14 protein-coding genes are annotated in these 22448 nt (G+C 57.0%); 5 read left to right on the top strand and 9 right to left on the bottom strand.

Annotation, left to right across the window (positions count from 1 at the left end; translation table 11 throughout):
- Window positions 1-213: 213 nt before the first annotated feature.
- Genes JO226_RS01590 through JO226_RS01580 form a run of 3 tightly spaced genes read left to right on the top strand, consistent with a single transcriptional unit; the run spans window position 214 to window position 3856 of the window.
- On the top strand, window positions 214-1230 hold the full coding sequence (locus JO226_RS01590) for an iron ABC transporter substrate-binding protein (RefSeq protein WP_293481807.1): 1017 nt from the start codon (window positions 214-216) through the stop codon (window positions 1228-1230).
- A 24-nt stretch (window positions 1231-1254) separates the two neighbouring features.
- Entirely contained in the window at window positions 1255-2829 is a 1575-nt protein-coding gene (locus tag JO226_RS01585; RefSeq protein ID WP_293481805.1) for an iron ABC transporter permease, read from the top strand.
- A 1-nt stretch (window position 2830) separates the two neighbouring features.
- Window positions 2831-3856, top strand: coding sequence for an ABC transporter ATP-binding protein (locus JO226_RS01580; protein WP_293481803.1), 1026 nt, complete (start codon window positions 2831-2833; stop codon window positions 3854-3856).
- Between the two features lie 55 nt (window positions 3857-3911).
- On the opposite strand, the gene JO226_RS01575 is transcribed toward JO226_RS01580, so the two are convergent.
- Both JO226_RS01575 and JO226_RS01570 read right to left on the bottom strand, forming a co-directional pair.
- Window positions 3912-5240, bottom strand: a complete 1329-nt coding sequence (locus JO226_RS01575; protein WP_293481801.1) for a GGDEF domain-containing protein — start codon at window positions 5238-5240, stop codon at window positions 3912-3914.
- A gap of 253 nt (window positions 5241-5493) precedes the next feature.
- Window positions 5494-6942, bottom strand: coding sequence for a nucleobase:cation symporter-2 family protein (locus JO226_RS01570; protein ID WP_293481800.1), 1449 nt, complete (start codon window positions 6940-6942; stop codon window positions 5494-5496).
- A 418-nt stretch (window positions 6943-7360) separates the two neighbouring features.
- On the opposite strand from JO226_RS01570, the gene ygfT reads away from it, so the two are divergent.
- The gene (gene ygfT, locus JO226_RS01565) at window positions 7361-9301 is read left to right on the top strand and encodes a formate-dependent uric acid utilization protein YgfT (RefSeq protein WP_293481798.1); all 1941 of its coding nucleotides are present in this window, start codon (window positions 7361-7363) and stop codon (window positions 9299-9301) included.
- Window positions 9298-9774 (top strand): 4Fe-4S dicluster domain-containing protein, encoded by a 477-nt coding sequence (locus JO226_RS01560; RefSeq protein ID WP_293481796.1) that lies wholly within the window; start codon window positions 9298-9300, stop codon window positions 9772-9774. Before ygfT ends, JO226_RS01560 begins: the two co-directional genes overlap by 4 nt.
- Before the next feature lie 52 nt (window positions 9775-9826).
- Here JO226_RS01560 and JO226_RS01555 read toward each other — a convergent pair whose 3' ends face one another.
- The 7 genes from JO226_RS01555 to ygfK all read right to left on the bottom strand — a co-directional run bounded on the left by JO226_RS01555 (window position 9827) and on the right by ygfK (window position 22250).
- Window positions 9827-11194 carry an NCS2 family permease gene (locus JO226_RS01555; protein WP_293481794.1) on the bottom strand — a complete coding sequence of 456 codons (1368 nt, stop codon included), beginning with the start codon at window positions 11192-11194 and terminating at the stop codon, window positions 9827-9829.
- A 33-nt stretch (window positions 11195-11227) separates the two neighbouring features.
- Window positions 11228-12544 carry a guanine deaminase gene (gene guaD, locus JO226_RS01550; RefSeq protein WP_293481792.1) on the bottom strand — a complete coding sequence of 439 codons (1317 nt, stop codon included), beginning with the start codon at window positions 12542-12544 and terminating at the stop codon, window positions 11228-11230.
- Between the two features lie 14 nt (window positions 12545-12558).
- On the bottom strand, window positions 12559-13953 hold the full coding sequence (locus JO226_RS01545; RefSeq protein ID WP_293481790.1) for a nucleobase:cation symporter-2 family protein: 1395 nt from the start codon (window positions 13951-13953) through the stop codon (window positions 12559-12561).
- Window positions 13954-14122: 169 nt separating this feature from the next.
- Window positions 14123-16993, bottom strand: a complete 2871-nt coding sequence (locus JO226_RS01540) for a molybdopterin-dependent oxidoreductase Mo/Fe-S-binding subunit (protein WP_293481788.1) — start codon at window positions 16991-16993, stop codon at window positions 14123-14125.
- A complete protein-coding gene (gene ygfM, locus JO226_RS01535; protein ID WP_293481786.1) occupies window positions 16990-17769 on the bottom strand; it encodes a molybdopterin-dependent oxidoreductase FAD-binding subunit in 780 nt (259 codons plus the stop codon). Before ygfM ends, JO226_RS01540 begins: the two co-directional genes overlap by 4 nt.
- A 45-nt stretch (window positions 17770-17814) precedes the next feature.
- Window positions 17815-19149 carry a putative aminohydrolase SsnA gene (gene ssnA / locus JO226_RS01530; RefSeq protein ID WP_293481784.1) on the bottom strand — a complete coding sequence of 445 codons (1335 nt, stop codon included), beginning with the start codon at window positions 19147-19149 and terminating at the stop codon, window positions 17815-17817.
- Window positions 19146-22250, bottom strand: a complete 3105-nt coding sequence (gene ygfK / locus JO226_RS01525) for a putative selenate reductase subunit YgfK (protein ID WP_293481782.1) — start codon at window positions 22248-22250, stop codon at window positions 19146-19148. The genes ssnA and ygfK overlap by 4 nt, the downstream gene beginning before the upstream one ends.
- Window positions 22251-22448 lie beyond the last annotated feature (198 nt).

The raw sequence follows: 22448 nt of genomic DNA, 5'->3' as shown, positions 1-22448 counted from the left end.
CAACGATGTCAGTTTTCTTAAGGTTATTTTAATCTTTCATTACACATTGCTGATTGGCGGATTTTTATGATAAATAATGCCGTTTTTTTGGCATATTCCACTTTTATCCATTAATGGAAACTGTTTTTATTATCATTACCATTTCACTGTGATTTAATCCTTAGCGGCCATGCAATCTGTTGTTTTTTACTCATGTTTATTAAGGATTTGTTCATGACTTTTCGCTTATCAGCTTATTGTTCAATAGCTTTAGTGACTTCATCTCTTTTTCTTGCGCCGCAGGCGTTCGCGGCAGACAGCAGTGAAGGCATCGTGGTTTACAACGCCCAGCATGAAAATCTGGTGAAATCCTGGGTTGACGGTTTTACCAAAGAAACCGGGATTAAGGTGACGCTGCGCAACGGCGGCGACAGTGAGCTGGGCAACCAGCTGGTGCAGGAAGGGACTGCGTCTCCGGCCGACGTTTTCCTGACAGAAAACTCGCCGTCAATGGTGCTGGTCGATAACGCTAAACTGTTCGCGCCGCTGGATGAAGCCACGCTCAAGCAGGTTCCTGCTGAGTATCGCCCGGCGCATGGTCGCTGGATTGGTATTGCCGCCCGCAGCACCGTCTTCGTTTATAACCCGGAGAAGCTGAGTGATGCGCAGTTGCCGAAATCGCTGATGGATCTGGCAAAGCCGGAATGGAAAGGCCGCTGGGCCGCGTCACCGTCAGGGGCGGATTTCCAGGCTATCGTCAGCGCCATGCTTGAGCTGAAAGGTGAAAAAGCCACGCTCGAATGGTTAAAAGCCATGAAAGCTAACTTTACGGCGTATAAAGGCAACAGCACGGTCATGAAGGCGGTCAACGCAGGCCAGATCGATGCAGGCGTCATTTACCACTACTACCGTTTTGTCGATCAGGCAAAAACCGGTGAAAACAGCAAAAACACCAAACTGTATTACTTCAAACACCAGGATCCGGGCGCATTTGTCAGCCTCTCCGGCGGTGGCGTTCTGGCATCCAGCAAACATAAAGAGCAGGCTCAGGCCTTTATCAGGTGGATTACTGGCAAGCAGGGTCAGGAAGAGCTGCGCACCAACAACGCGTTTGAATACGCTGTTGGCGTCAATGCAGCTTCCAACCCGCAACTGGTGCCGCTGAAGGATCTCGACGCGCCGAAGGTTGAGCCTTCTGCGCTGAACAGTAAAAAAGTCATCGAACTGATGACGCAAGCGGGTCTGCTGTGATCCTTTACGTGAAGTGAATACCTTATGTCTGGTCTGAGTCTCACTCTCGGGAGAAATGCGGGGCGCCAGCCTGCCCGTCGGCGTCCCGCGCTGCCGATGGTAGCGTTAGCCGTTCTGTTTTCAGTATTGGCGCTAGTGCCATTGGGGTTTGTCATCTCTGTTGGCATTGAGACCGGCTGGGAGACGATTAAGGTGCTCGTCTTTCGTCCGCGTGTTGCTGAGCTACTCAGCAACACGCTGTGGCTGGCCGCGCTCACGGTACCGCTTTGCGTCGTGCTGGGCGTTGCTGTCGCCTGGCTGACCGAGCGGACGGCGCTGCCAGGACGTCGATGGTGGTCCGCGCTGGCGGTTGCGCCGCTGGCTATCCCGGCGTTTGTGCAAAGCTACGCCTGGATAAGCGTGGCGCCGTCGATGCACGGCCTCTCTGCTGGCGTTTTTATCTCCATTCTTGCTTATTACCCCTTTATTTATATGCCGGTGGCCGCCGTGCTGCGGCGTCTCGACCCGACGCTGGAAGATGTGGCGGCATCGATGGGCACGCCGCCGTGGGCGGTGTTTTTCCGCGTGGTGTTGCCGCAGTTGAAGCTGGCCATTTGGGGCGGCGCGCTGCTGGTGGCGCTGCATCTGCTGGCGGAATACGGCTTGTACGTCATGATCCGCTTCGACACTTTTACCACTGCGATTTATGACCAGTTCCAGTCCACCTTTAGCGGCCCGGCGGCGAATATGCTGGCTGGCGTGCTCGCACTGTGCTGCCTGGCTATCCTGCTGTTGGAAGGGGCTACGCGGGGGAAAGCGCGCTATGCGCGTATTGGCTCCGGGGCGGCGCGCGAGCAAAAACGCTGGCCGCTCGGCGCTGGCGCGATGCTCCTCGGACAGCTTCTGCTGGTCGCGCTGGTGGTGCTGGCTCTCGGCGTGCCGCTGGCCGTGCTGGGCCGCTGGCTGTGGCTTGGCGGCGTGGAGAACTGGATGCATGCCGATCTCTGGCAGTCGTTGCGCCAAACCCTGATGCTGGGCGCCGGAGGCGCTATCCTGACCACCGCCTGCGGGATCCCTATCGCCTGGCTCGGCGTGCGCTATCCGCGCCGCGTTTTTCGCCTGCTGGAAGGGTGCAATTACATCACCAGCTCGCTGCCAGGTATCGTTACCGCCCTGGCGCTGGTGACGGTGACCATCCATTATGCGCGACCGATTTACCAGACTGAGGTGACCCTCTTTCTGGCCTATCTGCTGATGTTTATGCCGCGGGCATTGATCAACCTGCGCGCGGGTATCGCCCAGGCGCCGGTCGAGCTCGAAAACGTGGCGCGCAGCCTGGGAAGTACGCCGACGAAAGCGCTCTGGAGCGTCACGATGCGTCTTGCGGCGCCTGGCGCTGCGGCGGGCGCGGCGCTGGTATTCCTCGGGGTGAGCAATGAGCTGACCGCAACGCTGCTGCTGTCGCCGCTCGGCACCCGTACGCTTTCAACCGGTTTCTGGGCGTTGACCAGCGAGATTGATTATGTCGCCGCCGCGCCTTACGCGGTGCTGATGATCCTCATCTCACTGCCGCTGACCGGGATCCTCTACATGCAGTCGAAGAAAATCGCAGGTCTGTAACATGCTTGAATTGTCATCTGTCTCTAAAACGTTTGGTGATGCCCAGGTGTTGAACGCGCTGAACCTGACGGTAGCGCCGGGCAGCCGTACCGCCATTGTCGGGCCGTCCGGCTCCGGTAAAACGACGCTGCTGCGCATTCTGGCGGGTTTCGAAACACCGGATGCCGGGCGTATCGTCATGCAGGGGAAAACCCTGTTTGACGACGCTGTTTTTGTCCCAGCGCACCAGCGCGGCATTGGCTTTGTGCCGCAGGAAGGGGCGCTCTTCCCCCATCTGAATGTTGAGGACAACATCGCCTGGGGGCTGGAAGGGGCGCGTCAGGAGAAGCGCCGTCGGGTGGCGGCCCTGATGGAGATGGTTTCGCTGGACAGCCAGCTTGCCCACCACTGGCCTCACGAGATTTCCGGTGGGCAGCAGCAGCGCGTGGCGCTTGCCCGCGCGCTGGCGCAGCAGCCTTCACTGATGCTGCTGGACGAACCCTTTTCCGCGCTGGATACCGGGCTTCGCGCCGCAACACGTAAAGCAACGGCCGATCTGCTGGCCGAGGCCGGGGTGGCGTCGATTCTGGTGACGCACGATCAGAATGAAGCGCTCTCTTTCGCAAGCCAGGTGGCGGTGATGCGACAGGGGCGTTTTACGCAGGTTGGAACACCGTTTGAGGTTTACTCTCAGCCGGTCGATGAAGCGACTGCGCTGTTTCTGGGAGATGCCCTGGTGTTGCCTGCGCAACTGGCGGCGGGCAAGGCGCACTGTGCCCTTGGCGAGCTGCCGACTGATAACCCGCAGGCGGCCGGGCAGGGGCGGGTGATGCTGCGCCCGGAACAACTGCTCATTACGCCATGCCAGCGCCATGAGAGCGGCATTACTATTGCTGATGTGGATTTTGCTGGGCACCTGTCGACACTGACCCTGCAGGTTCCGGGGCAGGCGGAACCCATTGTATTGAAAACCATCAGCCAACCCGGCTGGATGTCAGGTGCGCCAGTCCGTATTGCTGTCGCCGGAACCGCTCGGGTATTTCGTTGAGTGTATCGCTCCCGCTTCCCTGCGTGGATGAAACACAGGGGAGCGTGCTTAACGATCACGCGTAAACGATGACTTTGTTTCTACCGGTGTTTTTTGCGGTATAAAGCGCGCAGTCAGCCAAATGTATCACTTCCGAGGACGATTTTTTCATGGGCGTTGAAAAATAGAGCCCAATGGAGATCGTCATTTGCTCAGGAAGATTGTAAAAACTTCCCGTTTGGGTTTTTTCCTCGACATTGACACGTATTCTTTCAGCAATATTCTTCGCCGTTTCTTTATTGATATCTTGCAGCAGAATGGCAAACTCTTCCCCGCCAATTCTGGCGAACAGATCTTCCTTGTGCAACGTGTCTGCGATGATCTGCGCAATAGCAATTATTGTTTTATCACCTTCGGCATGTCCATATTTATCATTGATTCTTTTAAAGTTGTCGATATCTACAATCATGGCGCAGTAGGGGCGAAAGTTCCATTCTGCAAGAAACCGATCGAATTCTGTGAAAAAGAATCGTCGGTTATGGATAGTAGTGAGTGGATCCCGAAAGGCTTTTTCACTGATGTTATTGAGGGTATGGAAGATACTGTACATCAGCGTGGTGATGACACACATTTTACTGATGGTTTCCAGCATCCGGCAGATATACCATATTGACAAATCATAGCGTAGCAGTGCAATCAGCAATAAATTATAACAAAAGCCGGACAGACATAGTACCGTAAGGCTGCGCCACATATCATCATGCAACCTCGTTTTATAAACGATGAGTAATAACGACAATGACCATGAGATCAGTAACAGGTAAACATAACTCATCACCCACATTTGTGATTTCAATGCGGCGTTATAATACGTGATGGTAATCGTCATTTCAGGGTTGTAGCTGCTGAGATTATGCGCCAGCACCGGCAGGATAAACATCGGGAAAAACGATAAAATAAGAAAGAATACTCTTCGCTTTTTACAGTTCTTATTGTTATGTGTATAACTGAACAACGCAATCAATAATAAGAGAATGAAACTCAATTGGCGAAAAAGATAGAATATAGCAATGTCATTGGATTTTATTTCTATCGCCGCGCAGGCTTCTATTGGTTTCTGTATCACCGCGATGGTTTCAGCAAAGTAGATTAGCCCGCTGAGAAATGAAAAGCCAAGAATAAGTATATAATAGTTGTTCTTATTGCATATATATTGCGTAAACATAAATATCGCGGCAATCGCATCAATAAAGAAGAGCGCCACAATGACGATCTGGTATGTAGACTGCGGGATAGCAGTGATGTTTATATCATCATATATAATTAAAGTTCCTGCGGCCAACAGTGATATTAAACTGATGGAGAGTGATATCAGACAGTTTTTGCTCAAAAGCAGAGGGCGCATAATAGAATAATCGATTAGGGGTGCAGGGGGTTATAGATAACATATACACCTGTTATCGACAATGAACAATGTGTGAATAATAAGTAAGTGAAAGCCGAAATATAACTGGAGGTGGTTTGCTATATATATTCAATATAATGTCTCTCCAGTGTTCAGAGAACTACGCAAAAGCATCATGATTTTCTTAATGCTGAGGGTTATTACTCAACCCTGCGGTCACAGGGTTGAGCATTGTCTTCGTTTGCCAACCGAATTACTCGTCACGCTGGCTCTCTTTCACCTTACGCATCAACAGCCACATACGTACCGTACGCGGCGAGCGACGGTTCGTTTTCGGATCGTCAGGGATAAGACCGGTATGCCTCTGATAACCGTTGAAAAACAGGTTGAGCATAACGGCGCTGAAGGTGGCCAGCATGATCCCGCTGTGCAGCAGAGGTTGCAGGACTTCAGGGAATTTGGAGAAAAAGTCGTGCGATAAGGTGGGCGTCATACCGACCCCTAAGCTGATTGCCACGATATACAGGTTATAGCGATTGGTGGTGTAGTTAATGCGCGCCAGGATGCGGATACCGGTGGCGAGCACCATCCCAAACATAACCAGCCCCGCGCCGCCCAGCACGAATTGGGGAATCGAGGCCACCAGCACCGCCATTTTCGGCACCATCCCAAACAGGATCAAAATCACGCCTGAGGCGACGCAGACCCAGCGGCTGTATACCCGGGTGACGCTGACCAGCCCCACGTTTTGTGAAAATGAGGTATGCGGGAAGCTGTTGAACAGGCCGCCAAACATCGTGCCGACGCCGTCAACGCGCAGACCGCGGATGATGTCCTGCGGCGTAAGTTTACGTCCGACGATTTCACCGAGAGCCAGAAACATCCCCATGGACTCAATAAAGACGATGATCAGCACGGCCGTCATGGTGAGAATGGATATCGGGTCGAAAACCGGCGTGCCCAGCGCCATCGGCGTGACAATGGCAAACCATTTGGCGTCATGCAGCCCGGAGAGATTCACCTCGTTCATCATCATCGACAGCACGAAACCGAAGACAATCCCCAGCAGCACCGCCACGTTGGACATAAAGCCTTTCGCAAAACGCGTGACCAGCAGAATAAACAGCAGGACGGCAAAAGAGATACCGAGATAGACCGGGCTACCGTAGTCCGGATTACCTTTGCCTCCGGCCGCCCAATCGATACCTACCTGAATAATGCTCAGGCCGATGGAGGTGATGACAACGCCGGTGACCAATGGTGGGAACAGCGGCATCAGGCGACCAATCAGCGGCGCCAGCAGCGTGGTGATACAGCCAGCGGCAATGGTGGCGCCGAAGATCCCCATCAGGCCGATATTGGGATTCATCCCGATAGCCAGCATCGGCGTGACGGCGGCGAAGGTAACGGACATAATGACCGGCAGACGGATCCCCATAAAGCGACCAACGCCGATGCACTGCAGCAACGTCACCACGCCGCAGCAAAACAGATCGGAGCTTATCAGCAGCGCGACCGTCTCCTTACTGAGTCCTAAGCGGTCGCCAATCATTAACGGCACGGCGACGGCGCCTGCGTACATAACCAGAACGTGTTGCAACCCCAAAATAACCAGTTTTCCCGGTGATAAAACGCGATCCACCTCATCTGTTGTATGGGGGCTGCCAGAGACCGATGGTGGCTGAGAATCAATGGCGCTCATAACGTTTCTCCTTGTTACCCAACAGCACGACCTCAGAGGGTCTGCTGCTTAGAGGGCTGAACGATGGTGTGAAAATGACCAGGATCTCCATGCTTAGGGAGTGCCAGTTTTGAACGTTAGGGCGGGAAAGTGACTGAATTGCGGTGATTATCACAGAAATTTGCACTATACACTTCATGAACAAGGGAAAAGTTGTTTCAGTCGGGGGTATGATTTCTCATATTGAGAGAGTATTAATCATTCTGAATCGCGAGATGATTCAGCCGTTTTTTTTAACCATGAGCCAGCACAACGGTGGAGACAATTTTTTGAGGTACCTCGCAAAAATGAACTCAGCCTGCGGGGTGACAGAGAAAAGCGCCTGATTATTGCATCGCGACCCTTGTCGAACTGATAACAAGAAAGAAAAGGGAAGCCTATGAACAAATTTATTGTCGCTGATGCCATGGAATGTATTGGCTGCCATGCCTGTGAAGTCGCCTGCGTTAGCGCGCATCATCAGGACGCCTGGCCGCAGAACCGCCGGGATTTTATGCCGCGCCTGCACGTCGTTTTTGGGAGTAACGCCAGCAATGCCGCTACCTGCCGTCACTGTAATGATGCCCCCTGCGTGGCGTCCTGCCCGACGCAGGCGCTGCGTTTTGATAACAACAGCGTTCAACTGAATCAGACGCTGTGTATCGGCTGTAAAAACTGCGCAATAGCCTGCCCGTTCGGCGCCATTGAGATGGTGTCGGAGGGCGGGAATGCGCCATCGCTCGCGCAAAAATGCGACCTGTGCCACGATCATCCCTCCGGCGAGCCTGCCTGTGTGGCAAATTGTCCGACTCAGGCGCTGCGACTGATGGATGATGATGCGCTGCGTCAGTTGCAACGGGAACGGCAAATTCGCGCCGCACAGGGTCAGCCGCTACAGGCGTATCTGCGCTCGCGGCGCGAGACGCTACTCGATAAAGCGCCGCGCAAAGGGGCTGCGAAATTGCCAGCCGACGTCCGAAAAGGGCATTTCCAGGAGATCTACTACGGTCTTGATCCGCAGGCGGCCGAATTTGAGAGCAGCCGCTGCCTCTACTGTGCGCAAAAAGCCTGGTGCAACTGGACCTGCCCGCTGCATAACCACATTCCGGATTTTATCCGTCTGGTGAACGAAGGAAAAATCCTCGAAGCGGCGGAGCTGTGCAACCAGAGCAGTTCACTGCCGGAAATTTGCGGCAGAGTATGTCCGCAGGATCGCCTGTGCGAAGGGGCCTGTACGATGAAAGGCCGTAACGGCGCGGTGGCTATCGGTAATCTTGAGCGCTACATCACCGATACCGCGCTGTCCATGGGATGGCGGCCTCGCGTGCCTGACGTCGTCTCTCGCGACGAACGGGTCGCCGTGATTGGCGCCGGTCCGGCTGGGCTGGGCTGTGCGGATATCCTGGCCCGCGCGGGCGTTAAGGTCGACGTTTTCGACAGGCATCCGGAAATTGGCGGGTTGTTAACCTTTGGGATTCCCCCTTTTAAGCTGGATAAAACCGTGCTCAGCGCCAGACGGGAAATTTTCAGCGAAATGGGCGTCCAGTTTCACCTGAATCAGGAAATTGGCCGCGATGTCGCGTTCGACGCCCTGGTTGCAGGCTACGACGCGGTTTTTCTCGGCGTTGGCACCTATGGCCTGATGTCGGCCGGGCTTGAGGGAGAAGATGCGCCTGGCGTTATCCAGGCGCTGCCGTTCCTCATTGCCAGTACCCGAGAGGTGATGGGGCTGGAGGAGAACCCGGAATATCCGCTGACGGAAATTAGCGGTAAACGGGTGGTGGTGCTGGGCGGTGGGGATACGGCGATGGACTGTCTGCGCACCGCCATTCGTCGCGGCGCCCAGAGCGTCACCTGCGCCTATCGTCGCGATGAACTCAGCATGCCGGGCTCGAAGAAAGAGGTGGTCAACGCCCGGGAGGAAGGCGTCGAGTTCCTGTTTAACGTTCAGCCACAGTATATTTCCCGCAATCGCAAGGGGCAGGTTAGCGCCATAGGGCTGATGCGTACCGAGATGGGCGAGCCGGGACCGGATGGCCGCCGCCGTCCGCGTCCCGTACCCGGGTCTGAGTTTGAGCTGCCAGCCGATGTGCTGGTCATGGCGTTCGGCTTCCAGTCGCATGAGATGCCGTGGCTGCGCGGGCAGGGCGTCCAGCTTGACCGCTGGGGGCAAATCCGCACCGGCGGTGATGGTCGCGGCGCGACGCAAACCAGCCATGACAAAATCTTCGCTGGCGGCGATGCGGTAACCGGCGCCGATCTGGTGGTTACCGCCATGGTCGCCGGGCGCCAGGCGGCGCGCGATATGCTGGCGCAGTTTGAGAAGAAGGAGGGGGTATGACGAGTTTTATCGTTGCCAGTTCACAGGACTGCATTGGTTGTCGAACCTGTGAAGTCGCCTGCGCGCTGGCGCATTGCGATGATGTCGCGCAGTTTTACCCGCGCCTGAAGGTGCTACGCCTCGACAGCCTCAGCGTACCGGTAATGTGCCATCAGTGCGAGAATGCGCCGTGCGTGGCGGCCTGTCCTGTCAGGGCGCTGACGATGGGCGAGGAGCGGGTGGAAGCCGATCCCTCCCGTTGTATCGGCTGTCAGGGCTGCGTGGTGGCCTGTCCGTTTGGGGTTATCACGATTGAAATGCAGGCGGCGAGCGCGCCAGTGATTGTGAAGTGCGATTTGTGTAACCACCGGGAACAGGGCCCGGCCTGCGTGGAGGTTTGCCCGACGTCCGCCTTGCAGAAAATGACTGACGAGATGCTGGCGGCGTTGCAAAAGCAACGCGCTGTCGCCAGCGCGTCGATGTTACAACGCTAAATCCTCTGCCCCCTCTCCCCGACTATACGGTCCGGGGAGAGGGGAGTTCCCCCTAAATTGCCCATCCCCCCGCATAGAAGGCGACCAGCACGACGGCTATCGCCACGGTGCCGAAATTGAGCTTATGCCACTCCCGGGCGAAGATACGGCCCACCACCAACGTGACGAAGCCCAGCATGATCCCGGTGACGATGTTGCAGGTCAGCACAATAAAGACTGCACATACCAGCCCCGACATCGCATCGATAAAGTCGTTGAAGTCCAGTTTCGACACGTTGCTCAGCATCAAAAGTCCGACATACATCAGCGCCGGAGCGGTTGCATAGCCGGGGATCAGGTAGGAGAGCGGAGACAAAAACAGCACCAGCAGGAACAGCACGCCGACCACCACGGCAGTCAGACCGGTTTTGCCGCCCGCCGCTGTCCCGGCTGCCGATTCGATATACACCGCAGCAGGCGCCGCGCCAACCAGGCCGGAGAAGATAGAGCTGACCGAGTCGCTGGTGAGCGCTTTGCCGCCATTGATTATCTGATTGTCCTTATCGAGCAGGTTAGCCTGTCCGGCGACGGCGCGGATGGTGCCGGTGGCGTCGAACACCGCCGTCATTACCAGCGCCAGAACGCTTGGCAGAACGTAGGGTTGCAGCGCCCCCATAATATCGAGACTGAAAATCAGCGACTTACCGTCCTCCCCGGCGAGGCTCGGCATCGCCACCAGCCCGTGAAATTTCACCATCGGGTCGAAAATCAAACCGATAATTGAAATCCCGATAATGACCAGCAGAATCCCGCCCGGGATTTTGCTCTTCTCAAGACCGAAGATCATCGCCAGACCCAGCAGGCTCATGATGACCGGGAAGGAGGTAAATGCTCCCAGCGCTACCGGCAACCCTTCCAGCGGGTTTTTGATAACCATCCCGACGCCGTTGGCGGCGATCAGCAGCAGAAACAGGCCAATGCCGATCCCGGTACCGTGGGCGATCCCCATCGGCAGATTACGCAGGATCCACGAACGGATGCCAGTGACTGAAATGGCGGTAAAGATAACCCCCATCAGGAATACGGCTCCCAGCGCCACCGGGATCGAAATATGCTGCCCCAGCACCAGACTAAATGCGGTAAAGGCGGTAAGCGAAATGGCACAGCCGATGGCCATCGGCAGGTTGGCCCAAAAACCCATCAATAAAGAGCCGAACCCCGCGACCAGGCAGGTAGCGACAAACACCGCCCCGGGTGGAAACCCGGCTTTGCCGAGCATGCCCGGTACGACAATGACCGAATAGACCATCGCCAGGAAGGTGGTTAAGCCCGCGAGGATCTCCTGGCGCGTGGAGCTGCCGCGTTCGGAGATTTTAAAAAAGCTGTCGAGTGCGCCGCGCGGCTGCGCGGCTTTTGATGTGTGTAGCGAATCGTCTGCCATAGTGGTTTCCCCCTGCAGAAAGTTTCATGTGCGTCAGGTACGTTCATAAACCAGACGGCCATCAACATAAGTGCGATAAATAGAGCGATCGTCGCCAAGCGTTATCATCACGAAGAGCTTGTCGATAAGTGAAACTGAATTGTCGTAGCGCAGCTGCTGCAGCGGCGTGGCGGTCGGTTCCAGCACGACGAAATCCGCCTCTTTACCGGGGTGGAAGTTGCCGATGCAGTCATCCAGCCCCAGCGAGCTGGCGCCGCCGAGCGTTGCCAGATAAAACGCCTCCCAGGCCGACAGACGGCAGCCCTGGAGCTGCATCACCTTGTAGGCTTCATTGAGCGTTTGCAGCATATTAAAGGTGGTGCCAGCGCCGATATCGGTGCCGATGCCGACAGCCACCTTTTTGCGCCAGGCTTTCTGCAGGTTAAACAAACCGCTGCCGAGATAGAGGTTGGAGGTAGGACAGAAGGCGATGGAGGAGTGGGTGTGGCTCAGGCAGTCCCACTCTTTTTCCTCCAGGTGCACGCAGTGGGCAAACACCGATTTTCGGCCTGTCAGGCCGTAGTGGTGGTACACGTCGAGGTAGCCGTCGCGCTCCGGAAACAGTTCCTTCACCCAGGCTATTTCATCCACGTTTTCGCACAGATGCGTATGCACCCAAGTGTCCGGATACTCTTCGCGCAGTCTGCGGGCGACCTCCAACTGTGCGGGCGTTGAGGTCGGCGCAAAGCGTGGGGTGATGGCGTAGAGCAGTCGGCCATTTTTATGCCAGCGTTCGATAAGCTTCTTGCTCTGCTGGTAGCTGCTTTCCGGGGTATCCAGCAAATAGTCCGGCGCGTTGCGGTCCATCATCACCTTACCGGCGATCATTCGCATATTGATATGGCTGGCGGCTTCAAACAGGGCGTCTACCGATTCCGGATGCACGGTGCCGAACACCAGCGCGGTAGTCGTGCCGTTGCGCAGTAACTGCTTCAGGAAAAACGATGACATTTCGCGCGAGTATTCGAGATCCGCATAGCGACGCTCGGTCGGAAAGGTGTGCTTGTTGAGCCATTCCAGCAGCTGCTCGCCGTATGCCCCCACCATCTCGCTTTGCGGGTAGTGAATATGGGTGTCGACAAAGCCCGGCACCACCAGTTTGCCGCGATAGTCCCGGACCCGCACGTTGGCGGGTATCTGGTCTTTTCCCGCCAGCCATTCACCGAACCATTCCACTTTCCCGTTACGAATCAGCAGCAAGCCGTCTTCGATATAGCGCAGCGCGGACTCTATTTCTTCCGGATGCTCCACGGTTCGAGTCACATCAAGGAAACTGCCGCGTACGGCCTTTATGGTGTGTTCTCCTGACATACTGAGTTCCTTAGCTATTCCAGTTCTTCGACCTGTGAAGCGTCTGTGTCAGGTGCTTCACGTCTGCTCGGGATAAGAAGATTCAGCGCAATGGCCGTTAAGCCGCCCGCGCAAATAGGGTTTTCCACCAGCACATAAATGGATGCCGGCAGAATTTTGAAAATTTCGGGGTCATAAGAGACGCCGAGCCCCAGACCGAGCGAGGTCGCGACGATAAGCGTCTCCCGGCGCTTCAGGCCGTTGGTGATGATGATGCGGATCCCGGCGATGGCGATCATTGAAAACATCAGGGTCATGGCGCCGCCCAGTACTGGCGATGGAATAGTGGTAAAGAAGCGGCCTATGCCCGGAAACAGCCCCAGTACCACCAGCATGACGGCGATCGTCCGGCCGACGTAGCGCGAGGCGACGCCGGTCATCTGAATGACGCCGTTGTTCTGGGCAAAGGTGGTCAACGGCAGCGAACCTAAGGCGGAGGAGATAACCGAAACCAGCCCATCGGCCAGCACGCCGCCTTTCAGCCGGGACTGGTACTCTTCGCCCTCAATCGGGCGTTGGGACACCATGGCCGTGGCGGTAATATCGCCGACCGCCTCCAGTACGCTGAGCAGATAAATCGTGCCGACGACCAGGAAATGGTGAAAATTAAACGAAAAGCCGTACTTAAAGGGCTGGGGGATGGTGATAAGCGGCAGGTCGCGCATAACGCTGAAATCGACCATACCCAGGCACAGCGCGACGACGTAGCCGACCAGCAGCCCAACGGCAATACCGCTCATGCGCAACAGCGGACTGCGCATGCAGTTAAAGCCGATCACCACCAGCAGCACCAACAGACCAATACCGAGGTTTTCGTAGTTGCCAAACGTACCGCTGCTTTTGGCTGCAAAACCACCGCCAAAGTCGATAATGCCGACTTTAATCAGGCTTAACCCAATCATCAGCACCACCACGCCGCTGACCGTTGGGGTAATAACGCGTCGCAGGTAGGGCAGAACAAAGGAAGATCCCACCACCAGAAACGCGCCGACGAACGATACGCCGAGCAGCGACGACAAAATCAGCTCTTCATGCAGGCCGTCGCTCTTCATGCTGCTGCCCAGGGCTATCATGACGGTGACAAACGAAAAGTTAACTGACTGAATGGAGAGCAGGCCGGAGCCGATGCAGCCATAGCGGTTGACCTGCAGCCAGGTGCCCACGCCGGAGGCGATCATCGCCATGGAGACCAGATAGGCGGTGGTCTCGGTCGAGAGTTGTAGTGAGGTACCGACGATAAGCGCGGGCGTCACCATGGGGACAAAAATGGCTAATAAATGGGTAATGGCACCAATTAACGTCTGGTGTACAGGGGGTTTATCTTCCAGTTGATAAATAAGATCGGTTCCGGCTTGTTTACTATCAGACATCCCTTTACTCCTTCCTGGTAAATATGATCATCTGATTCAGCGGATAACCCTCTGCTTACTATCGGCACCGGAATTTTGGATGCACAAGACCCTGAGATGTTATCTCATACAACGATCGCGGGCAGAGGCCGTGAGTCTGTACAGGGGCTGCTGAGCAGCCCCAATAGCGTTATAGTTTTCCTAATGCGGCGAGTATTTTCTCCGGTGTGAAATGCCATTCGCGCAGCCACACGCCGCAGGCATCATGAATGGCGGTGGCGATAGACGGCGCTGCGCCGTTAACGCCGATTTCCGAGATGGATTTCGCGCCGTAGGGGCCGACTTTGTCATCGCTTGGCACCAGCACGGCGCGGAAATCACGCGGAATATCGCCAATTTTCGGCGCCCCATAGCTGCGCAGATCGCGGGTGAGCGGATGACCTTCGGCGTCGTAGAGGATCTCTTCGGTCAGGCTGTGGCCGATGGCGCGCATGGAGGCGCCGTAAATCTGACCCAGCGCCAGATCCGGGTTGACCGGCGTACCGCAGTCGAGCAGGGCGTAGAATTTCTCCAGACGGATCTCGCCGCTACGCAGGTTAACGGCGACCTCGGCGAAGTTTGCCCCATACGGGAAGGCAAAATCCGGCGTGATATAGCAGGCGGTGGCGACCAACGTACCAAAACCGGTCCCGGTCTCGGCTTTATGCGCGATCTCGCCGAAGCTGACTTCGCCTTTCTTACCGCGTACGATGCCCGGCGCTACCAGCGTCACGTCCTCCTGCGGTTCGCCAATCATCTGCGCGCCGTGAAAGAGAATTTTTTCACGCAGATTTTCCGCCGCCATCCGCGCCGCGTTGCCGGAGAAGCAGGTACCGGACGAGGCATACGCCCCTTTATCAAACAGCGCGTGGTCGGTATCGCCGGAGATGACATGAATATCCTCCAGCGGGCAATGCAGCACCTCGGCGGAGAGTTTAGCGACCACGGTATCCAGGCCGGTACCGATATCCGCACCGCCGGAATGGACGATAAAGGTGCCGTCTGACTCCAGCTTGATCATGCAGTTGGCCTGGTCGATATCCGGAATACCGGATTTTTGCATGATAATGGCGACGCCGCGACCGATGCGCCAGTCGCCCTGCTGCGGTTTGGGTGAATCCCACTGAATGAGCTCGCGGCCCTGACGCAGAATCTCCTCCAGCGCGCAGCTGGCGGCGGTCGGGACGGAGGTCGGCGCTTTACCTTCGCCAATCGCGCCGAGGATTTTCAGCGGCTGACCTTCGTGAACCCGGTTGCGTTCGATGATGTCGAGCAGGTCGATGTCGAGCTGTTCAGCAAGCTCCGCCAGCGCCATGGTAATCGCAAAGTTGCCTTTCGGCGCGCCGTAGCCCTGGTAGGCGCCGGTCGGACAGATGTTGCTGTAGTAGGTGGTGACCTGGAAATCGACGTTGTCGCAGGGGTAGAGCGGCAGCGACAGCGCCGGGCCGTTACACGGCACCGTCAGCGAGTGGTTGCCGAACGGACCGGTGTTGGCGCGAAAATCCATATTAATGGCGGTCAGACGACCGTCTTTTTTCGCCCCCAGCTTCACGGTGACCTTCGCCACATGGCGCGAAGTGTTGGCAATAAACTCCTCTTCGCGGGTATAGCGGAAGTAAACCGGACGCCCGGTGACGCAGGTCGCCCACGCGCAGACCTCTTCCAGCAGGATGTCCTGCTTCGAACCAAACCCTCCGCCCACGCGCTCTTTAATCACGTGCACTTTATTCTGCTTCAGGCCGACGATACGCGCGACCTGGCGACGCACGTGCCACGGCACCTGGGTGGAAGCGTGAATCACCAGGCGATCGCCGTCCATACGGGTAAAGCAGATGTGCGTTTCCGTCGGACACTGCTGCGCCTGCGTGGAGCGGTAGGTGCGCTCGATAATGACGTCCGCGTCGGCAAACCCGCGGGCAACGTCGCCGATATGGCCGTGAATGCTGGCGGCGATGTTTTTACGCGGGCGGGAGCCAATAGGGAAGTTGATTATCATGTGCTCATCGCGATCCACCGCATGGCGGTTATCTTCTTCCAGCGTATCCGGCGCGCCGGCAACGTAGATAACCGGCTCGTCGTGAACGACCGGCGCATCGTCCGCCATGGCTTCATCAATGGACATCACCGGTTTCAGCAACTGGTATTTGACCTCAATCAGCTTCAGCGCGGCGAGCGCAGTCTCTTCGTTTTCGGCTACCACGGCGGCAACGCGATCGCCGACATGGCGCAGCTTTTTACTGAACATGCGTCTGTCGAGCGGTGAAGGTTCCGGCGCGCTCTGACCGCCTGGAGTGTAGTAAATGTCCGGGCAGTTGCGGTAGGTGATGACGTGCACCACGCCCGGCAGCGCTTCGGCCTTGCTGACGTCAAGGTGGGTAATCAGCGCGTGCGGGTGCGGGCTGCGCAGCATTTTGATGACGCAGGCATCCGCGGTAATGCGGTCTTCAACGTAGCAGGGTTTTGCCTGCACCATTTTGGCGGCGTCGCTTTTCGGGTGAATTTTACCGATAACCGCCAGATCGTCGCGGAAGGTAGGCGCATAGTCAGCGCGCGCCTGCGGGTCTTTTTTGCGTGCGATTGCCAGCTCAATCACCTGATAAAACTGCTGATATCCGGCATCGCGGCTGAACAGTCCCGACAGCGCATCGTCGATGTCGTCGCGGGTGGGGTTCTCAATGCGGTCCAGCAGGTCGGTGATGATCAGCGCTGCGGCCGGATCGTTGAAGCCGGATTGCACCACGCCGACATCAACCATGGCCTGCTGCACCAGGCTGAGCTGATTCCAGCTTCCCAGCGATTCGGCGGTGCTGACGGTCGCGCGATCGAGCTGTGCGGCAATCAGCAGTGAAGCGTTGACGATGCGTCCATTCAGCAGGACAGCATCAGAACCTGCAAAGCCAAAACCATCGTCGCTGTTACGTACAGAGTGCATGCCGAGTGAAAACAGCAGCCGCTGAACGTTTTCGCCAGGCGCGACTTTCATCTCTCGCGCGCTGCCATTCAGATTGAAATGGATGATCATGCTAATTCTTCTCCCATTTGCTGGCAGTCGGCGTAAAGGTCAGCGACTACCACCCCTGCGATATAACGTTTGTAGGCCACGCTGCCGCGGATATCCTCCCGCGGGAAGACGGCGGCACGAACGGCCACTTCCAGCGCTTCCCCTTGCGTTTTCTGCGCTTCGACATCGCGCAGGCGAATCGGCATATCGGCCACGCCGTCGAGCGCAATGCGCGTTTCGCCTTTGTCGGTCAATGCCACTGCGGCGGTCAACACCGACAGGCCCGCGTGCGAACGGCTGATCCTGCGGGTGGCGCAAGCACGGTACGGATCGTCGATAACGATTTCGGTCAACAGTTGATCGTCGCGCGACGCCAGCCAGGCTTCCAGCGGCAGCGTTTCGCCATTAGCGAGAACCAGCAGCGCGTCCAGCGCCAGCAGTACCGGCAACAGAACCGACTCTTCCTGCCGGGCGGCGATTTCACCGCCGAGGGTCGACTGGTTGCGCAGATGGCGGGAATCGATAAACCCCAACGCGTCGTGAAGGGCATCGGGAATAAAGTGCAGCTCGCGTAGGGTCTGTAGCCGCGTCATCAGGCCGATGCGCAGGCTGCCGTTATCCCAGTCGGCCCAGTCAAGGGAGAGATCTTCCAGCGAGATAGCAATACGTTTGTCGGTGCGACCCGGCGCGGCGTTGATCTTGCTGCCGCCCGCAAACCACACGGCCTGGTCTTTGTAGTGGCGTTTTAACTCCAGGGCCTGTTCGATGGAGTCGGGCCTGAAAAATTGCTCTATCATGATTCGTCCTCTTGGTTTCTCCCCCTGCTGGGGGAGAAAGCGGGTTTAGTTCAGCGCATCCATGCGTTGCCATAGTCGGGCGGCGACCTTTTTGGCTTCGGCATAGACGGGTTCGCAATCAAAGGAGAACTGGCGGTCTTCGTAGACCATCACGCCGTTGACCATTACGCTGTGTACGCTGCTTGCGCCCATGCTGAAGGCGATATGCCCGGCGACGTTGTTGGCGATAAGCGGCGTTGGCGCGGCGTAATCGCAAATCGTCAGGTCTGCCTTATAGCCAGGCTCAAGGCGGCCGAACTTCGCGTGGAAGTTGCGGCTCAGCAGACCGTTGCCGTTGCTTAATGCGCGCGCAAAGCTATCCGGCCAGAGCGGCCCGCCAGCGTCACGGTGTTTGAAGAAGGCAAACTTCATCTCTTCGAACATGTCGGAGCCAATGCCGTCGGTACCCAGCGCCAGGTTGCGTATCTCCGGCAGGCGGTGGTTATAGCCCACATGATTGTTCATGTTGGAGCGGGCGTTATGCACCAGGAAGCCGTCGCGTTCGTTGAGCAGGCGAATATCGTCGTCGGAGAGATACAGGCCGTGCGCGACCAGCGTTTTACTGTCGATAAGGTCAAACTCCGCCAGCCGCGCCAGCAGGTCTTTGCCGTAGTGGTGGTGACTGTGCGACACGTCGTAGCGGTCTTCCGCCGCGTGTATGTGCAGACCGCGGTCGGTGGCTTTCAGCGCTTCGCGCAGCATCGCCAGCCCGTCATCCGACACGGTAAACGGCGCATGCGCGCCAATATGCGCATCGACCAGCCACGGTTCGTGGCCCTTTTCCCGCGCCGCATCAATTTCCTGCGCGAAGCGGATATTCTCCTCAACGCCTGCCTGCAACTCCTTCAGGCCACCGTTGCGATCGGTGGTCTCAAAGCAGGTCATACCGCGCAGACCCACCTTCAGGAACGCATTGCGCAGCTGGCTCAGCGACCCGGCGATATAGTTCGGCGAGGCGTGATGGTCGATAACCGCGGTGCAGCCGCTGCGGATTGCGTCCATTGCGCAGATAAGGCCGCTGTAGTAAAGCGACTCTTCATCCAGCGCCCGGTCGAGGCGCCACCACAGGTTTTTCAACGTGGAGATGAAGTCCGGGCAGGGGGCGATATTGGCCTGAATCCCCCGCGACAGGCCGGAATAAAAATGGTTATGCGAGCAGACGATGCCCGGCATCACCAGCCGACCATGCATCTCTTTCACCCTGGCCTGCGGGTAGCGCTGGCTTAACGCCGGGCCGACGTCGCGAATTTCATCGCCCTCAATGGCGATATCGACGTTTTCCGCCACGCTTGCCGGGTAGAGCTGTACGGCGGTGACGTTTTTCAGGATTAGCATACTCATACCTCGACCCCTCCCAGCAGATAGTGGTGGTGCTGATGGACATGGCTGATGATGCGGCAGATATCATTGAGCGGCGCCGGGACGTGCTCAAACTCGCCGCGGTCGTCAATGCTCAGCACCCAGGTCTGGTTATCCTGACGTACGTGAACACGGTCATTCTCCACCAGGAAGCCCGGGTTCGTGCTGTTGGCGAAATCCTGCGGCAGGCTGAAGACGGTGACTTTGTCTTTGTACGGTTTACCCTGCCACGGACAGAACTGCGCACAGTTGCCGCATTCGTTGCAGTAAGCGTCAAGGTGCAGCGTCTGGAAACGGTTCTGGAAGCCCGGAACGGCTATCGAGACGTTGGCGCGGTTTGGACAGACATCCACGCACTTGCTGCAGATGTAGTTGCACTCGAGGCAGCGGGAGGCTTCCTGGGCGACAAAAGCGTCGCGATCGTCCTTATCCACCTGGGTAATGGCGATGCCCCCTTTGCGGCGATAGATTTCCGCCGGGTCAACGTTGTTCCAGCGCTTATCAGCGTGGTGGCTGCGGATGTTTTCACGAGCCAGAATGGTGTCCGTCGCGCGACGGGCGTTGCCGATAGCCGAGACGATGGAGGACGGACCGCGCTGGACGTCGCCAATCAGGAACACGCCCGGTTTGCGGGTTTCGCCGTCGGCGTTAACTTCCGGCCAGCCGTGGTCGTCCAGCGGGATGCCCATCGCCTGCAGCGCGTCGCTATCCTGCTGTTCGCCGATAGCGGTAATCAGCGTATCGACCTGCAACGTGAGGGTTTCGTTGGTTTCCACCGGACGGCGGCGACCTTTCTCATCGGCATCGCCCAGCGTCATGACCCGAATGGTCAGCGTGCCGTCAGCGTCGAACTGTTCCGGATTGCTGAGGAACATGAACTCCACGCCATCGTGAACGGCCTCTTCATACTCTTCGCGCCAGGCGGGCATTTCCTGCAATGAACGACGGTAGACAACGGTCGCTTTTTCAACGCCAGGCACGCGCAGCGCCGTACGCGCGCAGTCCATCGCGGTGTTACCTGCGCCGACCACCACCACGTGTTTGCCGAGTTGCAGGTTGTCGCCCCGGTTAAACTCGCGCAGGAACTGCAGCGATTTGTGGACGTTGGGGTTAGTGCCGCGTAGCCGCACGCCGCTGTTTTTGTCCGTACCCGTGCCCACCAGAATGTACTGGAAGCCGTCCTGCTGCAGTTTCTCCACGCTCAGTTGCGGATCGCAGCCGTAGACGATGTTAACGCCATGATTGACCACAAAGTCGATATCATGCTCGATAAGTTCGCCCGGAATACGGAAGTGCGGAATGATATTACGCACTACGCCGCCTGCGTTCTCTTCGCGTTCAAACAGGGTGACAGGGTGTCCGGCGCGGGCGAGGAAGTAACCTGCCGCCAGGCCCGCCGGGCCTGCGCCAATAACGGCCACCGGGTTCATCGAGCCTGAGCCTGCGGGCTTATGCCAGCGGCGCTGGTACTCTTCCCAGCCTTTTTCCAGCGCGACTTTCTTCAGCTCGCGGATGTTAAGTGCGCTGTCGTAATCCAGACGGGTACAGTTGTACTGGCACTGGTGATCGCAGATGTGGCCGGTAATCGCAGGCAGCGCGTTACGCTGGTAAATCAGCTCCAGGGCGTCGGCATAGCGGTGTTCGCCCAGCAGGCGGATATATTCCGGGATATCCTGCTTGATGGCGCAGGCGGTCACGCAGGGGGCGACGTAGCAGTCGGTCATCGGCAGTTTTTCGCCGACGTCGATGCGTTCTTCCGGTTTCCAGTGTTTCTGGGTGTACTCCATGCTGACGGCTTTTTCCGCCAGCGCGTTCAGGCGTGCGACGTCGACGTGCGGCATCTCCCAGCCGTCGGCCTGCTCCAGCTCACGCATGCATTCGCTCAGGCGCAGGTAGCCGCCCGGTTTCAGCAGGTCGGTCGCCATGGTGATGGGCCGAATGCCGGTCTCGAAAATGTCGCGGATAGTGAGCTGGCTGGCGCCGCCGGAGTAAGAGATAGGCAGCTTGCCATCGAACGCGCGGGACAGCATGGCGGCGACGTTGATCGACAGCGGGAACAGCGCGCGGCCGGACATGTACATTTCGTCGCCAGGCAGCGCGCCTTTATTGTTGACGGTACCAAGGGTGTTGGTGAGCTTCACGCCGAAACCAAGACCTTTCTCTTTGGCAAGCGCCATCAGGCGTTGCAGCATTTCCAGCGCCTGGCCTATCTTCAGGTCGTGGTCGAAGGATTCTTCTTTCAGACCGATGTAGCCAAAACCGCAGGTATCAAGAATTTCCCGAACCCGCGGGTAGCCGAGCAGCGTTGGGTTGAGCTTCACAAAAGTATTGAGGCCTTTCTCTTCCAGCATATAGCGGCAGATCGCTTCAATTTCATCCGGCGGGCAGCCGTGCATGGTGGAAAGGGTCACGCCCTCCACCAGCGTGGCGGGAATGCGCTGCGGCAGTTGATTCAGCTGCGAACGAATATCCTCAAGCTGGTGGCGGGTGATAAAGGCCTCATCGTGCAGCCAGCGCTGCAGTGTTTCGCGGTACTGGGCAAACTTAGGATGGTCCGCCGCGTTCATCATGTTATCGATAAACTGCTGCATCGGCGGCTGGCGGATACCGTCAAGGTTGTAGCCGACGCTCATATTGAAAATAAACGATTTGCCCGAAGCTGACGGCGTGAGCGGGAAGACTTCCTCCAGCAGGTGCAGAATAAACCAGGCCTTCAGGTATTCGTCCCAGGCTTTCAGCAGCGTGAACTCGGTGGACCACTCGGTATTAAAGCATTCATCCTCGGCATCGATACAGGGTTTTTCCAGCTCCAGACGGTCAAGAATTTGAACGGTCTTCAGCTCGATAAACCGCCCGCCGGTGAGCCAGGACGTAATGATGTTCTGGGCAAGCTGGGTATGCGGCCCGGCGGCTGGGCCGACGGGGGTGGCGCAGTTTTCACCAAAAACCGTCACCTGGCGCTGCCTGGCGGGTGAATAGAATTGCTGCTCAGGAATACCAAAGATGGAACGCTGGCTCTGGTACTCATCAAAAATGCGCGTCAAAAGTTCCTCAAACGGGATGGGACGCATGATATCCCCCATAACCCTCTCCTTAGCCTGACATGTGAAATCAACGTAGCCGGTATTGTGGTAACCCCGGCGGATTGGGTTATAAAGAGCAACATTCGCACCAGTTATTCATAAAAGACGCATTAACAGGATAAAATTGTGAAGTGCTTCGAAAGTTGACAGCAGTTTGTGAATTATCTCACGTGCGGCAAATGAGAATTAAAATCACTT

Origin of the sequence: Pluralibacter sp., assembly GCF_019237635.1 — a bacterium.
GTDB lineage: Bacteria > Pseudomonadota > Gammaproteobacteria > Enterobacterales > Enterobacteriaceae > Enterobacter_B.
The sequence above is the reverse complement of the archived record's forward strand: the minus strand, read 5'-3'. Positions and strand labels throughout refer to the sequence as shown.

What these genes read in the sequence shown, in the direction of transcription:
- ygfT (WP_293481798.1), top strand. Translation starts at nt 7,361, where the DNA reads ATGAACAAATTTATTGTCGCTGATGCCATGGAATGTATTGGCTGCCAT.
- JO226_RS01585 (WP_293481805.1), top strand. Translation starts at nt 1,255, where the DNA reads ATGTCTGGTCTGAGTCTCACTCTCGGGAGAAATGCGGGGCGCCAGCCT.
- JO226_RS01570 (WP_293481800.1), bottom strand. Translation starts at nt 6,942, where the DNA reads ATGAGCGCCATTGATTCTCAGCCACCATCGGTCTCTGGCAGCCCCCAT.
- JO226_RS01580 (WP_293481803.1), top strand. Translation starts at nt 2,831, where the DNA reads ATGCTTGAATTGTCATCTGTCTCTAAAACGTTTGGTGATGCCCAGGTG.
- JO226_RS01540 (WP_293481788.1), bottom strand. Translation starts at nt 16,993, where the DNA reads ATGATCATCCATTTCAATCTGAATGGCAGCGCGCGAGAGATGAAAGTC.
- ygfM (WP_293481786.1), bottom strand. Translation starts at nt 17,769, where the DNA reads ATGATAGAGCAATTTTTCAGGCCCGACTCCATCGAACAGGCCCTGGAG.
- JO226_RS01560 (WP_293481796.1), top strand. Translation starts at nt 9,298, where the DNA reads ATGACGAGTTTTATCGTTGCCAGTTCACAGGACTGCATTGGTTGTCGA.
- JO226_RS01545 (WP_293481790.1), bottom strand. Translation starts at nt 13,953, where the DNA reads ATGTCTGATAGTAAACAAGCCGGAACCGATCTTATTTATCAACTGGAA.
- JO226_RS01590 (WP_293481807.1), top strand. Translation starts at nt 214, where the DNA reads ATGACTTTTCGCTTATCAGCTTATTGTTCAATAGCTTTAGTGACTTCA.
- ssnA (WP_293481784.1), bottom strand. Translation starts at nt 19,149, where the DNA reads ATGAGTATGCTAATCCTGAAAAACGTCACCGCCGTACAGCTCTACCCG.
- JO226_RS01575 (WP_293481801.1), bottom strand. Translation starts at nt 5,240, where the DNA reads ATGCGCCCTCTGCTTTTGAGCAAAAACTGTCTGATATCACTCTCCATC.
- JO226_RS01555 (WP_293481794.1), bottom strand. Translation starts at nt 11,194, where the DNA reads ATGGCAGACGATTCGCTACACACATCAAAAGCCGCGCAGCCGCGCGGC.
- guaD (WP_293481792.1), bottom strand. Translation starts at nt 12,544, where the DNA reads ATGTCAGGAGAACACACCATAAAGGCCGTACGCGGCAGTTTCCTTGAT.
- ygfK (WP_293481782.1), bottom strand. Translation starts at nt 22,250, where the DNA reads ATGGGGGATATCATGCGTCCCATCCCGTTTGAGGAACTTTTGACGCGC.